Here is a 15623-nt window from a genome sequence, read left to right as displayed (position 1 = left end):
CCGCCGTTCCTTACGGGCCTGGGATTGCCGACGCAAACGTGAAGTTCGGCGGGCGGGAGCGGTCTGGCCGACCGCGGGGCGCGTCCCTGCGAGCGGCTCGCTGGCGCGCGAGGGGGTGCGCGGGCTTCGCCGGCGAGGGGACAGCCGGCTGCGGCCCGCTCTGCCGCGGCTCTGGCTGGCTCGGATGGGCCTATGGAGGTCGCCTGAGCCCGGATCGCGCCGCGGCGAGGTCGCCCGGACCTGCGCCGGAGGTCGCCACGCCCCGGGCCGCGCCGCGCCGCGCCCTCGAAGCGGCCGCCTTCTTGAGGCAGGGAATCAAGCCTTGTGGCACGCTGGCAGGACGACGATGAGAACACTGCCCCTGCAGGAGCTTTGCCGCCGTGCCGCAAACAACTGATCTCCACTTCCGCCGCGCCCTTCCCGAGGACGAGGTTCGCCTTCAGGCGATCCGGCGCGCGGCCTTCGCGCCGGTCTTCGCGTCCTTCCGCGCGATCCTCGGCGACGAGATCTACGAGCTGGCGCAGCGTCGGGGAGACGAAGCGCAGGAGGGGCTGCTGACGTCGCTGATGGCGGCCGACTCGGGCTGGGAGATGTACGTGGCGCAATCCGGCGACCAGCTCGTCGGCTTCGTGGCGCTCCGGCTCGATCGGGAGACGCACGTGGGCGAGATCGGTCTCAATGCCGTCGACCCCGCGCAGGCCGGCAACGGGATCGGCACCGCGATGTACGAGCACGCGGTGGCATGCATGAGGCAGGCAGGAATGAAGGTCGCCACCGTCGGCACAGGTGGAGATCCGAGCCACGCCCCGGCGCGACGCGCGTACCGGAAAGCTGGGTTCGACGTCGAGATCCCCAGCTTGTGGATGTGCCGCAAGCTCTGATATGGATCCCCAGGCCGAGAAGCTCGCCGAGCTCGCCGAGGTAGCCGAGCGGATCGAGCGCGATCTGAAGCGCTTCGATGAGCTCGCGATCATCGCCGCGCAGATCGCGCCTGTGCGGGAGCGGGAGAGCGCGCCTCATGGGCTCGCTCGCGTCCTCGCAAAGCTTCGACGATGGTTGATTCCTCGGCCGAGCGCCAGGGAGGAGGAAACCCGTCGATTCGATGAGGTCCAACGCCGCCTGGAATCACTCGAGAATTACGGTGCGGCAATGGCACGGGCTGCCGCGCAGGAGGCTGCGAACGTCAAGGAATGGGAGCTGAACGCGAAGCTCGCGGTTCGAGCCGGCGACGATGACCTCGCCCGCCACGCGCTCTCCTGGAAGCGGGAGGCGCTCGAGCGCGCGGCGACACTCGAGCGGCAAGCCGCGACGATCTCCGCGGCGATGGCCGAGTTCACGTCTGCTCTCGCCGCCATCAAGGCCTCCTCGCGCTGATGCGCGGGCGAACCATCCCAAAGAAAGGGTACTGATACAGTGACCGAGAACCGAGAGTCGGAGGCGCTTGAGATCGCTCCTGAAGCGATCACAGGCAGCGTGGCAGCCGGGCTCATCACAGCCCTGAATGCGGAGCTCTCCGCGCGCTATCACGAGCCGGGGGCGAACCACTTCCGTCTGGATCCAGACGAGGTCGCGCCTGGCGCCGGCATCTTCCTTGTCGCCCGCTGGCACGGTCGCCCCGTCGGGTGCGGCGCGCTACGTCGGCTGCGAGAGGCGCTGCTGGTGCAGGAATTCGGACCTCGCGTCGGAGAGCTCAAGCGCATGTACGTCGCGCCCGAGGCGCGAGGACGGGGGATCGGCCGCGCGTTGCTGCGGCGCCTCGAGGCGGAGGCACGGGAGCTCGGTCTCGACCGCCTCGTCCTCGAGACCGGGACGCGCCAGCCGGAGGCGCTCGCCCTCTATCGGAGCGCGGGATTCGCAGAGATCCCCCCGTATGGCGAGTACGTGGCGTCAGCCGCGACCAGCGTCTGTTTCTCCAGGAGCCTGTGACGCCTTGACGCGGCTGGCCGCCGGCTCGCGCCGCCTGACACGGCGTTGCAGCTGACGGGTCGAGCGGTTGAGAGCTGAACAACCTCTTGCGATGTGCCGGCCAACCTGTCGACACGACCGAGGAATCAACCCCGCATCGGGAATTCCCTTCCGGTGGCCGCGCAGGAGCCGTGTCGGTGCCTGCAAGAAATTGGACCGCGCCGCGCAGATTCTGCTAGGGGGAGTGACTTATGATCATCGCGCTCACCGGACAGAAAGGTGGGATCGGCAAGAGCACCACGGCCGTGAGCCTCGCCGTGGCCGCGCTGGCGAAGGGCCGGCGCGTGCTGCTCGTCGACGCCGACCCCCAGGGGACCGTCCGCACGTGGGGCGACGTGGCCGCCGAGGCGGGGCACGAGATCCCGACCGTCATGGCCATGGGCGCCTCGATGCACAAGCCGGGGCAGCTGCCGGAAGTCGCCGCCGCGTACGACCTCACGGTCATCGACTGTCCCCCTCGTCACGGTGAGATCGCGCGGTCGGCGCTGATGGTCGCCGACGTCGCCATCTATCCTTGCGGCCCCACGGCCGCGGACGCCTGGGCCCTGACCGCCGCGCTCGAGGTGTTCCGCGAGGCCGCCGCGCTGCGGAGCGCGATGAAGGGCTGCATCCTCATCACGCGCAAGCAGGGCCGCACCGCGCTCGGCAAATCGGCGCGCGCGGTGCTCGAGACCTCGGGGTTGCCCGTGCTCGCCACGGAGCTCGGCTATCGCATTGCCTACCAGGAGTCCCTCGCCTGCGGGCAAGGGGTGACGGGCTACGCGCCGCGGGACGCCGCGGCCAAAGAGATCACCCACCTTCTCGAAGAACTGGAGAAGCTTCATCATGGCGAAAAAGCAAGTCGCGGTCTCGCTAAGAAAGCCGCCGTCGCCTGAAAAGGCCGACGCGTTCGTCGCGGGCGCCACCGACGTCAAGCCGGCGCAGGACGCCGTGAAGTCGCGGCCGGCCGTCGACAAGCGGGCGCACGAAGACGGCAAGCCGGCCGAGGCGAAGCAGGAGCGGGCGCCGGCGCGCGCGCGCGCCCCGGAGGCGCAGCCGAGCGTCGCGGAGGCGCAGCCGAGCGTCGCGGAGGCGCAGCCGAGCGTCGCGGAGGCGCAGCCGAGCGTCGCGGAGGCGCAGCCGAGTGCCCCGGAGGCGCAGCCGAGCGCCGAGCCAGCTGCGGCCGCCGCGCCCCAGCCGCTCGCCACCACCTCGGAGCCGCCGGCCGTCCCGCCGGTGCTCGTCGGGAACGACGGCCGCGCGCGGCGCGCGGTCACGGTCTACCTCCCCGATCCGCTCGCGGATCGGCTCGTGCTCCACTGCATCGAGCACGACCGCGACGTGAGCAACCTGATCGGCGAGGCGATCGAGGTACACCTCGACCGGCGCCTCGGCCCGGCGTCCGTCTCCGCGGCGCCGGCCGCGGACGGCGCCGCCGCCGCGGCGGAGGCGCCCGCCGGCCCGAGCTACCGCGCCGACCCGTTCCGCGCCGCGGACACGAGCCCGAAGGGGCGGATCGACCGCATGGTCCAGGTCGGGCGGGTGCTGATGACGCTCTGGCGCCAGCGACCGCGCGTGAGCTGATCGGCAGCGCGCCGCGACTCACCCTTCTCGAATGTGGCCGGCGCCACCGCCTCTGCGGGCATGCCGGATCTGCGCAGGAGGCGAGGGGAGAGAGAACAAGGATCTTCCTGCCTTCCCTCCCTCCCACCTTCCTGTGAGCCTCTCTGGGGCCAATTGACATCCTTCAGGTGGGCGGGCAGGCTCTGAGTCGCGACGCCGCGCGATAGGCTCCGAGCCCGCCGCCGGGTGCGTGATGATCCGCCGCGCCACGGAACCGATCGCCGCGGCGGCAACTGGCCACCAGGACGAGCGATGACCCAGCATTTTCGGGACGACGGGGCGGCTGCGCGCGGCATCAACCAGAAGGAGGCGCAGCCCACGTCGGACGCCAGCCGCTCGGTTCACGCGCTGTTCGTGGAAGCGCCCACCGCCATCGCGGTGTTCCGCGGCCCCGACTGGGTGATCGATTTCACGAACCGGCTCGCGCAGCGCCTCTTCCGCGACCGCACCGCGGTGGGCAGGCGCCTCTTCCAGTGCGCCCCGGAGCTCGCCGGCTCCCAGGTGGCCGAGCTGCTCGATCGGGCTCACACCTCGGGGCGGCCCGCCGCCGCGTGCGAGCTCTTGATCCTCCTCGACCGGGGCGACGGCGAGCTGGCCGAGGGGTACTTCAACGTGACCCTGCAGCCTCTCCCGGCCGCCGCCGGCGGCACGGAGAGCGTGGTGCTCTTCGCGGTCGAGGTCACCGACCAGGTGCTCGCGCGGCGCCGGATCGAGCAGCTCGCCGAGCAGCTCGAGCACGAGCGCCACAAGCTGGAGCAGGTCATCCAGCAGATGCCCCACGCCGTGTACATCGCCGACGCCCCCTCCGGGCAGCTCGTGATGGGCAACGCGCAGGGCGCCGAGCAGCTCGGGCGCCCCTTCGTCGCGTCGGCGGATGTCGCCGCGTACAGCGCGGCGTACCAGGGCTTCCACGCGGACGGGCGCCCCTACGCGCCGCACGAGTGGCCGCTCGCGCGCGCCGTCGCCAGCGGCGAGCTCGTCCGGTCAGAGCCGGTGGAGATGCAGCGCGCCGACGGCTCCCGCGCGATCATCGAGTACAGCGCCGCGCCCATCCGCGACGCCTCGGGGCAGATCGTGGCCGGCGTCGTGGTGGGCGTCGACGCCACGGCGAGGATCCGCGCCCTGCGCGACGAGCAGCGCCGCAGCGAGCAGCTCAGGGGGCTCGCCGAGGCCTCGCTCGCCGTCAACTCGGCGCCGTCGCTCGACCGGATGCTCGCGGAGATCACCGAGCGGGCGCGCTCGCTCATCGGGGCGCACCAGTCGATCATCAGCATGGCCGACGACCAGGACTGGGCCCAGGCCATCAGCGCGGTCAGCCTCTCGGACAAGTACGCCGCGTACCGCGGCTACGAGGCGAGGATCACCGGGGGCGGGGTCTACACGCTCGTCTGCGAGCAGAACAGGCCGCTCCGCATGACGCAGGCCGAGCTCGAGGCGCACCCGGCGTGGCGCGGCTTCGGCGGCGAGGCGCCGCGCCACCCGCCGATGCGCGGCTGGCTCGCCGCGCCGCTCGTCGGCCGCGACGGGAGGACCCTCGGGCTCATCCAGCTCTCGGACAAGGTCGACGGGGAGTTCACCGGCGACGACGAGTCCATCCTGGTGCAGCTCGCGCAGCTCGCCAGCGTGGCCATCGAGAACGCGCGGCTGCGCGAGGAGGCGCTCGCCGCCGAGAAGCGCTTCCGCTCGATGGTGGAGGCGACCACGGTCGTCGTCTGGCGGACCAGGCCGAACGGCCATGTCGTGGACGACTCCCCGTCCTGGCGCGACTTCACCGGGCAGAGCTACGAGGAGTGGATCGGCTACGGGTGGCTCGAAGCCGTCCACCCCGACGATCGCGAGCACGCGGACGCCGCGTGGCGAGGAGCGGTCGAGTCGAGGAAGCGGTACGAGGTGGAGTACCGGCTGCGCCGGCGCGACGGCTCCTGGGCCCACACCGTCGCGCGCGGCGTCCCGCTCCTCGCGGACGACGGCTCGATCTACGAGTGGGTCGGCTGCAACGTCGACGTGAGCGACATCCGGCGCGCCGAGGAGGCGTTCCGGGTGCAGCACCAGCTCGTGCGCACCATCGCCGAGAACGCGACGCTCGGCCTGCTCATGATGGATGCGCACCAGCGCTGCACCTTCATGAACCCGGCGGCCGAGAAGATCACCGGCTTCACCTTCGACGAGATGAAGGCGCTCGATCGCCCCCTGCACGACCTCATCCACCACACGCGGCCGGACGGCAGCCCCTATCCCATGGACGAGTGCCCGATCGACAGGGCGCTGCCGCGCAAGAGCCAGGAGCAGGGGGAGGACGTCTTCGTCCACAAGGACGGCTCGTTCTACCAGGTCGCCTTCACCGCGAGCCCGATCCTCGACGGCAGCGTCCCGGTGGGCACGGTCGTCGAGGTCCGCGACATCACCGCGCAGAAGCGCGCCGAGGAGGAGCGCGAGCGCCTCATCGCCGCGCTCGAGCGGAGCAACAAGGAGCTCGATCAGTTCGCGTACGTGGCGAGCCACGACCTGAAGGCGCCGCTGCGCGGCATCGCGAACCTGGCGCAGTGGATCGAGGAAGACCTCGCCGGGACGCTCGAGGGCGAGTCGCGCGAGCACATGAGCCTGCTGCGCGGCCGCGTCCGGCGGATGGAGGCGCTCATCGACGGGATCCTCGACTACAGCCGCGCCGGGCGGGTGCGGCACGCGGTGGAGCCGGTCGACGTCGGCCAGCTCCTCGCGGACGTGATCGAGCTGCTCGCGCCGGCGCGCGGCGTCGGGCCGCGCGTCGAGGTCGAGCCGGGCCAGCCGGTGCTGCGGACCGAGCGGATCCCGCTGCAGCAGGTGTTCATGAACCTCATCAGCAACGCGCTCAAGCACGCGCGGCGCGCCGACGTGCGCGTGCGCGTCGGCCACCGCGACGCGGGCCTGCACCACGAGTTCTCCGTGGAGGACAACGGGCCAGGCATCGCGCCCGAGTTTCACGATCGCGTCTGGGGGCTGTTCCAGACGCTGGAGGCGCGCGACAAGGTGGAGGGCACAGGGATCGGGCTGTCCGTGGTGAAGAAGATCGTCGAGAGCCGAGGGGGACGCATCTGGATCGAGTCCGCCCAGGGCCAGGGCGCCACGTTCCGCTTCACCTGGCAGAAGCGCGATCCGAACGAGCGCTGAGGCCTGGCGGCGCGGCGGCGGCGCGCCGGATCCTTGGCAGGCTCAGCGGCGTGAAGAGCGGCGCTCCTCATTGGAGTTGAACCGGGCGTACCGGTGGTCCAAGCTCGAACAATGGGACACCCCGGGAGAGCCTGCGCGAACGTGAGCAGGCCGGAGTGCGCCCAGGCACAACGGCGGCCGCGAGACCTCCGCGGCGGTCGCCCTCTTGCCCTGGTAGGTGCCGCGGCGGCCATCGCGCGGAGGTTGACGTTCTCGTCCTTCCCGCCAAGGAGAACGGGGAGACAATGAACGTTGAAGAAAAGCTCCTGAACATCCTCCTCGTCGAGGACGACGAGGTCGACGTGATGAACGTCCGCCGGGCGTTCAAGCGGAACAACATCTCGAACCCGCTGTGGGTGGCCGGGAACGGGGTCGAGGCGCTCGAGATGCTGCGCAGCGGGGTCATCCCGGTGGAGCGGCGGCTGATCCTGCTCGATCTGAACATGCCCAAGATGAACGGGATCGAGTTCCTGCGCGAGCTGCGGGCCGATCCGGATCTCGTGTCCACGTCGGTTGTCGTGCTGACCACATCGAACGACGATCGTGACAAGGTGGGGGCCTTCAACCTCAACGTGGCCGGCTATCTCCTCAAGCCCGTCACCTTCCTCAGCTTCGTCGAGCTGATGGCGGCGCTCAACAAGTACTGGAGACTTGTCGAGCTACCCTAGCGAAACTCGCTGGCATTCTGGCCGTCGTCGCGGCGGAGCTCACCGACAGATCCACCACGCTTTGCCGAGCTGCCCGGCCCCCGGAGAGGGTGCTCGTCGCGCGGGGCGCGGACGGGCTGAACTCGCGTGGGACGTCCTGTGCCCGTCGTGCTGCGCACGCCGGACACAGGACGTCAATTGCGCTCAGACATCAGCCCGTCCGCGCCCCGCGCGACGAGCACCCTCCCCGGGGGCCTACCAGGGGCGAGGGGCCTGGCGAGGGCGCAGATTGCAACGGCGCCAGAACTGCTGGGACCATGGGCCATGCGCCTACCCAAGCTCCAGATCAGCGTCGCGATCACGGCGCTCCTCGGCCTGTGCTCCATGGGCACCTTCTGCGTCTTGCCCGATGCCAATGAGGGCGCCCCGCCGGATCCCTCGTTCGCGTGCGACGACAGCGAGCCGCCCGCGGCCGGCGAGGCCAGCTTGTTCTTCAGCGATCCGGGGGGCGGCGCGAGCCCGCTCCCCGCGGACGCCGTGCTCCAGCTGGAGTACGGCCCCCAGGGCGGCCAGCACGTGATGGTGGCCGTCCGGCACCACTCGAGCCGCGACGGCGTGTGGGCCTACCGGCTCGCATTCGAGCCGGAAGCGGCGGAGCCGGGCACGCCCGGGCCGGACGCGCCGCGCGCGCCCGTGCTCGAGGGCTCGAACACCGTGCCCGTCAACGCATGCGCCTCCGGGTGGACCGAGACGACAGCGCCCGTGTTCATCAACATCATGGACAGCGGGCAAGCAGACGCGGCAGGAGAGATCCCGAAGGCGCGCGGCGTGCTCCGCCTCGTCGCGACCCCCAAGGAGGCCGGCGAGAAGGCGTCCGCGGAGATCCAGGTGCAGATCGCGCTGTGACCGGCCGCTACTTGCCCCGCTTGACGACGCCGAGCGCCCGCTGCGCCGCCTTGACCGCCGCCTGCGCTTCCTTGCCCTCGACGCCAGCGAGCGCGGCGGTGACGGCGGCCGCGACCTCGCGCTTGCTGTGCGGGTGCACGTCCGCGAGCTTCAGGTAGAGCTGCGCCTTCTCCGGGAAATCAGCGTCGCCGCGCCGCGCCTCGACCCGCTCGAGCAGGCAGCCCGCCACCGCGGCCTCATCCATCTTCTTCAGCGCGTCGAGCGCGGCCGCCCGCTTCGCGATCTCCGGCCGCGCCTCGATGAGATCCACGAGCGGCGCGAGCGCCACCGGGCCGAAGGCGCGGATCGCGTCCGCCACGATGCCAGGCTTGTACCCCGCGGCGTACGCCGACAGGAGCTCGCTCAGCCCGCGGACGTCGCCGAGGTAGCCGAGCGCGTACGCGGCGATCTTCGCCTCCCGCTCGTCCTCGCCGCGGCTCGCCAGCATCCGCACGAAGGTCTCGACCATCTCCACGTCGCCGAGCTGGGCGAGCGCGTAGGCGGCCTCCTCGCGCACGCCGCGGGCGGCGTCCGCGTAGAAGGCGCGGCGGAGCGCCGGGAGCGCGGAGAGGTCGCCCAGCTCGGCCAGCGCCTTCAGCGCCTCGCCCCGCTCCTCCTTGTTCGGCGCCGCGCCGAGCGCCTTCGCGAGCTCCTGCACCCGCTCCATCCGGGCGGCGCGGCGCGCGCGCACCGCCTCGCCGCCCCGCCCGGCCGCCTGCGTGGCGTCGATCACGTCCAGCGCGTCGCGGGCGAGCGCCCGCAAGCCGGCGTCCTTCGCGTGCTCCGCGACCCGGCCGAGCATCGCCGCGGCGTCGGCGCGCGCCGGGCCGCCGTGCAGGACGACCGCCTGCAGCACCCGCACCGCGGTCAGCTTGGCCACGCGGCCCGCCTTGACCGTGAGCGCCTTCTCCGCGGCAGCGACCGCCTCGGCCCCGAGCGGCGCGAACGTCCTCGCGATCGTCGGCGTCGCGGTGCCGTCCGCCCAGATGGGGAAGATGCTGTCGACGAGCTCGCTCGCCGGCAGCGACGCGTAGTAGCGGGCGTGGTGGACCGCGGCGACGTAGCGGTTCATCTCGCCCGCCGCGCGCCGCCGCGCCACCTCGTCGGGGGTGAGCGTCTCGTCGGGGCGCGCCACGGTGACGCTCTCGTAGGTCGGCACGCGCTCGGTCGAGGCGCTGTCGATGTGCGTCGCGCCGGCGAGGCGCACGAGCGCCATCTCGAGCACCTGGTAGAGCTTGATGAAGTCGTCGAGCCGATCCGCCGGGTCGGGCCGCTGCGGGAGGCCCTGGAGCAGCGCGGCCTGCTTCTCGAGGCGGAGGTCGCGGAGCCGCGCGGCGAGCGGGTCCGTCACGCGGGCGCTGAGCCCGGTGAGCCCGGTGGCGAGCGCCTCGGCGAGCTCCTCGCGCACCTCGCCCAGCGCGATGGCCGCGGGCGAGGCGCCCGCCTCCCGGGCGGCGGCGTTCCACGCGGAGCCCGCGAGGGCCCCGCTCCGCGCCGCGGCGCCCTGCTCCACGCCCGAAAAATCGATGACAGCCCGGAGCTCCAGGCCGAGCGGGCCCTCGACGACCGCGGCGAGCGGCCACAGCGTGGGCAGCGCGGCGTCGATCCCCACATCGCCGAGCAGCGCGCGGAGCCGCGCGTCGCGGAGCGAGCCGGCGAGCCGCTCCTCGAGCGCGGCGTCGTCGGGCAGGTGGAGGGCCTCGCCCTTGTCGTCGACCGCCGAGAGCCGCGCGCCGCGCGCGAAGAGCGTGTCGATGCGCACCGCCACGGGCACGAGGTCGGGCGCGAAGACGTCCTTGCGGTGCTCCTGGAGCGCCGCGAGCGCCGCGCCCACATCGGGCAGCGCCCGCGCGAGCACGGTTTCCAGGGCGCCGGCGTCGAGCGGGCGCTTGTCGCCGAGATCGCTGAAGTCGACCCGGAGCGGCGGGTAGCCGGGGTAGGTCGTCGCGCGCGCCCCGGCGAGCACCTCGCCGGCGAAGCTCCGCTTCGGATCGCTCCGCTTCGCCATGAAGGCCGGGAGGATCTGCTTCTCGCTGAAGTGCCGGCCGGACTCGAGGTCGAGGAAGCGGCTCTCGCGGATGACATAATCGTCGCTCGTCGTCCGCGTCGAGAAGGCGTACTCGACCAGCGTGAGCCCCTCCGCGGGCTTCCTGTCGGACGCCTTCCACGTCTTGCCGACGAGCTCCTCGACGTGGCGGTCGTCGAGCGGCTCGCCCGCGAGGTGCTTCTCGAGCTTGCGCGCGGTGAGCAGGAGGTCGGCCATCAGGTTCGCGTACGCGACCGCCGGGAGCGCGCCGCGGCGGGCGCCCGCGGCCGGTCCGCGCAGCAGCGCGGCGAGGTCGAGCGTCCGGGCCGAGAGCCGCCGCAGCCGGTTCTCCCGGAGCCCCTCGGCGAGCTTCTCCAGCTGCTCGATGCGGTCGCCGCCGATCGCCGCGACGCCGGCCACGCCGAGCTCGCGCACGAGCGTGCTGACCTGCTCGACGCCCGACTTCATCAGGGCCGGCGCGTTCGCGCTGCCCTTCTTCACGCTCTTGCGCGCGGTCTCGCCGCCGGGCGCGCCGGGCGGCGGCGCGTCGCTCACGACGAACGACTCGGGCGCGCGCGCCCAGGCGACGAGCAGCGCCGCCGCGTGCTTGCAGAACGCCGTGTTGAACGTCCGCGCCGGGCAGGTGCAGCGCCCCTTGAAGCCGGGCGCCGGCGCGTCGCTGTAGACGAGCGTCACCTTGTACGGCGAGGCCCCCGAGCCCCTCGCCTCGCAGAACAGCTTGTTCTCGTGGCGGGCCAGGTTCAGGAGCTGGCCGCCGTCGTAGAGCAGCGTGCCCTTCTTGAGCTCCCCTGCGTCCTGGATGAACGCCCGGAGCTCGCCGGCCCCGATGCGCTGCACCTCGCCCGGCGCCGCGCTCACGGCGCCTCCGCGGGCGAGCGGACCGGGCCAACTTCGTCTCTCGGGAACAGCAAAGCGACCGCCGCCATCGGCCCCGGAGCCTACCATGGGCCGCGGCGCGAGGGCCGCTGGCCCGCCTCCGCCGGACGACGCGCCCGGGGCATCCGGCGGCCGCACCACCCCCGCCGGGCCGCCAGATCAGGCGGACGGCTGCGCGGCGGCCACCTGCGCCTCGCCGAGGCGCGGGTAGTCGGTGTAGCCGCGCGGGCCCTCGGAGTAGAAGGTCGAGACGTCGGGCGGGTTGAGCGGCGCCCGGCGCGACAGGCGCTCGGGCAGATCGGGGTTCGCGAGGAACGGCGCGCCGAAGGAGACGAGATCCGCCGCGCCGGTCCGCAGCGCCTGCTCCGCCGTCTCGAGCGTGTAGGCGCCGTTCGCGATGAGGGCGCCGCGGAACCGCTCGCGGAGGAGGGGCGTCACGCGCTCCGGCGCGTCGAACGCCTGCCCTTCCAGCGGCTCCACGACGTGCAGGTAGACGAGCTTGCGCGCGGAGAGCTCGGCGGCGACGTGGCCGAAGATCGCCTTCGGGTCCGAGTCGCTCATGTCGTTGTAGCCGCCCCGCGGCGAGACCCGCACGCCGACCCGGTCCGCGTCGAAGACGCCGGTCACGGCGTCGACGATCTCGAGCAGCAGCCGCGCCCGGTTCTCGACCGAGCCGCCGTACCGATCGGTCCGGTTGTTCACGCCGTCGCGGAGGAACTGGTCGATGATGTAGCCGTTCGCCGCGTGGAGCTCGATGCCGTCGAAGCCCGCGGCCCTGGCCCGGCGCGCGCCGTCCTCGAACTGCGCGACGACGCCGGCGACCTCCTCCGTCCCGAGGGCGCGCGGGGTGCTGTACGGCTGCGGGCCCTCGGGCGTGTGCGCGTGGCCGGTGCGGATGGCGAGCGCCGACGACGAGACGGGCGCCTGTCGCCCCGGCTGGAACGAGACGTGCGACGCCCGCCCGACGTGCCAGAGCTGGGCGAAGATGCGCCCGCCGGCCCGGTGGACCGCGTCCGTCACGAGCCGCCAGCCCGCGACCTGCGCGTCGGTGTGCATGCCCGGCGTGCGGAGGTACCCCACGCCCTGCGGGCTGACCTGCGTGGCCTCGCTGAGGATGAACCCGGCGGACGCGCGCTGCTGGTAATACAGCGCGTTGAGCTCGGTCGGCACGTTGCCCTCGGCCGCGCGGCAGCGCGTCATCGGCGCCATCACCAGGCGGTTCGGCAGCGAGAGGGGGCCGAGCGCGTAAGGGCTGAACAGCAGGTCAGAAGCGGTGGTCACGATCATGCTCCTTGTAAAGGAGACGTACCTTCCGAAATGGAAGCAGCATCCTTCAGGGAAGCAGCATGAATCGTTACTACCTACTGTCAAGGGACTTCCTTTTTGGTAGTGAAGCGGTCATGCTCGTGTCCAGGACGAGGAATGAAGCACTCATGCCAGCACCTCTGCGAGACGTTCCAGGCCGCGATGGACGTGCTCGCGAAGCCCTGGAACGGCCTCATCATCGCGACGCTCGAGGAGGGCGCGCTGCGCTTCGGCGAGATCGGCGGGCGGCTCGAAGCGATCAGCGACCGGATGCTCTCCAGCCGGCTGAAGGAGCTCGAGGCGCTCGGCCTGCTCGTGCGGCGCGTCTTGCCCGGGCCGCCCGTGCGCGTCGAGTACGAGCTGACCGACACAGGGCGGGGGTTCGGCGAGGTAGCGCAGGCGATCTCGAGGTGGGGAGAGATGCTCGCGGAGAGCTCGGCGCGCGGCGTCGCGGCGCGCGCCTCGACGCCGCGCGCCGCGGTGAAGACCAGCGCGCGGCGTGGAAGCGCGCGGCAGGAGCCAGCGGCGAAGCGCGCGCGAGCGCGATCGCCGCTGGCGCGCGTGACCCGCGTCACGAAGGGGTCAGGCTGATGCCTGTGCTGCGCTCAGGGAGGGCCTGACGCCGATTCACCGCATGACGAAGAAGCGGGATGAAGGCCTGTTCCCGCTCCCAGGAAGCCCTTGCCCATCGGGTGAAATGGTGATGTGATTCGAGGGCTTCGTGCGTTCGGCCCTCCTGATGACGCGAAGCGCTGACGCGATGGTTATCCTGAGGGCGTCGCGGTGGATCGTCGTATGGCAGTGGAGCACCAGCGCCGACCCGCGGGGATGAGGCTCGCACACCAGTTCTGGTTGTCTCTTGTCCTCCCGATCGCGATCGCCATCGTGCTGTATGGCGTCTTCGCCTCGGCGCACCGCAAACAGGTCCTGCGGGACGAGGCCACGGCGGAGCTCCGCAACTACGCCACCCTGCTCCAGGCGTTCGTCGAGAGCGCGCTCCAGCGCCGGGACCTCGCGCTCGTCCGGCGGCGCGCCGAGCACTTCGCGAGCGCCGAGCGCATCCTGGGTGTCGCCGCCTTCACCCAGGAAGGGGAGGCGGTCTTCATCACGGAGGGGGTGAAGCGCGAGGCGGCGCGCCTCGGCGAGCTCGCCCATCGGGCGTTCATCGAAGGGGGAGACATCGAGGAGACCTCCATCCTGGGCGGGCAGTCGGTGCTGCTCCGCACCGTCTCCATCCAGCCGAGCAGCGCCAATCCACCCCTGGTCGCCCTCCTGGTGCGCGATCGCCACTACATCGAGGTGCTGGAGAGCTCGCTGAATCACGGCCTCGCGGCGACTGGCGTCGTCCTGCTGCTGGTGAGCGCGATCGTGGCGGGGCTCGTGGGCCGCTTCACCGTGGCGCTCCCGGCGAGGGCCATCCTGTCCGGGGCCGAGCGGGTGGCCAGCGGCGACCTGGACGCGGCCGTGCCCGAGAAGGGCGCGGAGGAGCTCTCCCGCCTGGCCCATGCCTTCAACACGATGACCTCGTCGCTCCGGGAGGCGCGGGAGCGCGCCGAGCGAGAGGAGATGGCGCGGGTGAACGTGGAGCGCCGGCTCCAGCAGGCGCAGGCGCTCGCCGCCGCCGGGCAGGTGGCGACCTCGCTCGGCCACGAGATCGGGTCGCCGCTGAACGTGATCCAGGGCCGCGCGCGCCGCGCCGCCGACCTGCCCGGGTGTCCAGAGCAGCTGCGGGCCGAGCTGGAGACCATCGCGCGGCAGTCGGAGCGGATCACGCGCGTCGTCTCCCGCCTCGTCTCGCTCGCTCGGCCGTCGAGGCCTCCGCAGGAGGAGAGCGATCTCCGGCGCGTCATCGAGGACGTTGTCGCCTTCCTGGGCCCGGAGTGCAGGAAACGCGACATCGAGACGAGCGTCGTGTGTCCGCGCGATAGTGGGGAGTGGGCGCGCGTCGCCCTCGACTCCGATCGTCTGTTTCAGGTGGTGTTCAATCTCTGCCTGAACGCCATCGAGGCCCAGGACGGCGGCGGGGAGCTCGTGGTGCGCGTCCTCCCCGCGTGCGACGGCCCGGCGGGCTCTCGCGCCGTGTGCTTCGAGGTCGAGGACGCGGGGCCCGGGGTCCGCGCCGAGGACGTGCGCCAGATCTTCGAGCCGTTCTTCACGACGAAGTCGACCCGCGGCGGCAGCGGCCTCGGGCTGGCGATCGTCCACGGGATCGTCGAGGAAGCGGGCGGCTCGGTCGAGGTCGCCCCCTCGACGACAGGGGGAGCGCGCTTCCGGGTCACCCTGCCAACGGCTCAGCCCGCCTCGCCGCAAAGCGCGAGGGCGAGCACGGCGGCTGACGCGCGCGCGCGCGCGTCAGAGCGCGCGCCAGAGCCAGAGGATGCGCGCGTGTCGGGGGATGCGCCCGGGGAAGTGCAGAGAGACGTGCGGGAGGGCATGGAGAGGGACGTGAGTGAAGACGTGAAGGCGTGAGGGCCTGAGGGCCTCATGGAAGGACAGGAGCGATGAGTTCAAGCTCACCGAACGTGATGATTGTGGAGGACGACGACGACCTGGGCCGGTTCGTCGTTGACATCGCGACAGATCACGGCTACCACGCGACGCACGTTGCCGATGCCCTGTCCGGCATCAAGCTGCTCTCCTCGGCGAAGTTCGAGCTGCTGATCACGGACATCCGCATGCCGGGGATGGACGGCATCGAGCTGATCGCGCGAGCGAAGGAGCTCGACCCGTTCCTCGCGGTCATCGCCATCACCGCGTTCGGCTCCGTCGAGACGGGGATGCGCGCCCTCCGCGTCGGCGCCTCCGATTACCTCTCCAAACCTTTCCGTTCCGATGAGCTAAGCTCTCGCATGCGTCGCGCGCTCGAGCGCCGCGCGCGTGACATCGAGCACGCTCGACTCCAGCGACAGGTCGAAGAAGTTTTGCGCCGCGGCAAGTCGTGAGACCGCGGCCCGCCCCGGCCCCGTGACGCCGCTCTCCCCCGGCATCGACGGGCCTCGGCACCCGAAGCAGCACCGAGATTTCCAGGCGCGCACTCGTCGTCAGGAAGG

Annotated in this window: 13 protein-coding genes; 11 read left to right on the top strand and 2 right to left on the bottom strand. The window is 72.0% G+C overall.

The genetic code is table 11. From position 1 onward, the window contains the following. The first annotated feature begins 380 nt into the window (after positions 1–380). The 8 genes from WME85_RS46305 to WME85_RS46270 all read left to right on the top strand — a co-directional run bounded on the left by WME85_RS46305 (position 381) and on the right by WME85_RS46270 (position 8306). Complete coding sequence (locus WME85_RS46305; protein WP_437830958.1) at positions 381–881, top strand: N-acetyltransferase family protein; 501 nt, start codon at positions 381–383, stop codon at positions 879–881. Continuing rightward, the gene (locus WME85_RS46300; RefSeq protein ID WP_437830956.1) at positions 787–1374 is read left to right on the top strand and encodes a PspA/IM30 family protein; all 588 of its coding nucleotides are present in this window, start codon (positions 787–789) and stop codon (positions 1372–1374) included. The genes WME85_RS46305 and WME85_RS46300 overlap by 95 nt, the downstream gene beginning before the upstream one ends. A gap of 99 nt (positions 1375–1473) precedes the next feature. Continuing rightward, positions 1474–1926 carry a GNAT family N-acetyltransferase gene (locus WME85_RS46295; RefSeq protein ID WP_437830954.1) on the top strand — a complete coding sequence of 151 codons (453 nt, stop codon included), beginning with the start codon at positions 1474–1476 and terminating at the stop codon, positions 1924–1926. 230 nt (positions 1927–2156) lie between these two features. Further along, on the top strand, positions 2157–2840 hold the full coding sequence (parA, locus tag WME85_RS46290) for a ParA family partition ATPase (protein ID WP_437305463.1): 684 nt from the start codon (positions 2157–2159) through the stop codon (positions 2838–2840). Further along, the gene (locus tag WME85_RS46285; protein WP_437830952.1) at positions 2791–3528 is read left to right on the top strand and encodes a hypothetical protein; all 738 of its coding nucleotides are present in this window, start codon (positions 2791–2793) and stop codon (positions 3526–3528) included. The genes parA and WME85_RS46285 overlap by 50 nt, the downstream gene beginning before the upstream one ends. Before the next feature lie 291 nt (positions 3529–3819). Further along, positions 3820–6714 carry a PAS domain S-box protein gene (locus WME85_RS46280; protein ID WP_437830950.1) on the top strand — a complete coding sequence of 965 codons (2895 nt, stop codon included), beginning with the start codon at positions 3820–3822 and terminating at the stop codon, positions 6712–6714. 284 nt (positions 6715–6998) lie between these two features. After that, positions 6999–7421 carry a response regulator gene (locus WME85_RS46275; RefSeq protein ID WP_433930487.1) on the top strand — a complete coding sequence of 141 codons (423 nt, stop codon included), beginning with the start codon at positions 6999–7001 and terminating at the stop codon, positions 7419–7421. 303 nt (positions 7422–7724) lie between these two features. Continuing rightward, the gene (locus WME85_RS46270; protein ID WP_437830948.1) at positions 7725–8306 is read left to right on the top strand and encodes a hypothetical protein; all 582 of its coding nucleotides are present in this window, start codon (positions 7725–7727) and stop codon (positions 8304–8306) included. Between the two features lie 7 nt (positions 8307–8313). On the opposite strand, the gene WME85_RS46265 is transcribed toward WME85_RS46270, so the two are convergent. Then, positions 8314–11250 carry a HEAT repeat domain-containing protein gene (locus WME85_RS46265; RefSeq protein WP_437830946.1) on the bottom strand — a complete coding sequence of 979 codons (2937 nt, stop codon included), beginning with the start codon at positions 11248–11250 and terminating at the stop codon, positions 8314–8316. Positions 11251–11427: 177 nt separating this feature from the next. Then, complete coding sequence (locus WME85_RS46260) at positions 11428–12555, bottom strand: alkene reductase (protein ID WP_437830943.1); 1128 nt, start codon at positions 12553–12555, stop codon at positions 11428–11430. A gap of 135 nt (positions 12556–12690) precedes the next feature. Here WME85_RS46260 and WME85_RS46255 point away from each other — a divergent pair, with 135 nt between their 5' ends. The 3 genes from WME85_RS46255 (at position 12691) to WME85_RS46245 (ending at position 15515) form a co-directional block, all read left to right on the top strand. After that, positions 12691–13164, top strand: a complete 474-nt coding sequence (locus WME85_RS46255) for a winged helix-turn-helix transcriptional regulator (RefSeq protein WP_437830942.1) — start codon at positions 12691–12693, stop codon at positions 13162–13164. 237 nt (positions 13165–13401) lie between these two features. Next, complete coding sequence (locus WME85_RS46250) at positions 13402–15042, top strand: ATP-binding protein (RefSeq protein WP_437830940.1); 1641 nt, start codon at positions 13402–13404, stop codon at positions 15040–15042. A gap of 56 nt (positions 15043–15098) precedes the next feature. Continuing rightward, positions 15099–15515 carry a response regulator gene (locus tag WME85_RS46245; RefSeq protein WP_437842548.1) on the top strand — a complete coding sequence of 139 codons (417 nt, stop codon included), beginning with the start codon at positions 15099–15101 and terminating at the stop codon, positions 15513–15515. Positions 15516–15623 lie beyond the last annotated feature (108 nt).

Source organism: Sorangium sp. So ce1153 (assembly GCF_051521595.1).
Lineage (GTDB): Bacteria > Myxococcota_A > Polyangia > Polyangiales > Polyangiaceae > Sorangium.
The sequence above is the reverse complement of the archived record's forward strand: the minus strand, read 5'-3'. Positions and strand labels throughout refer to the sequence as shown.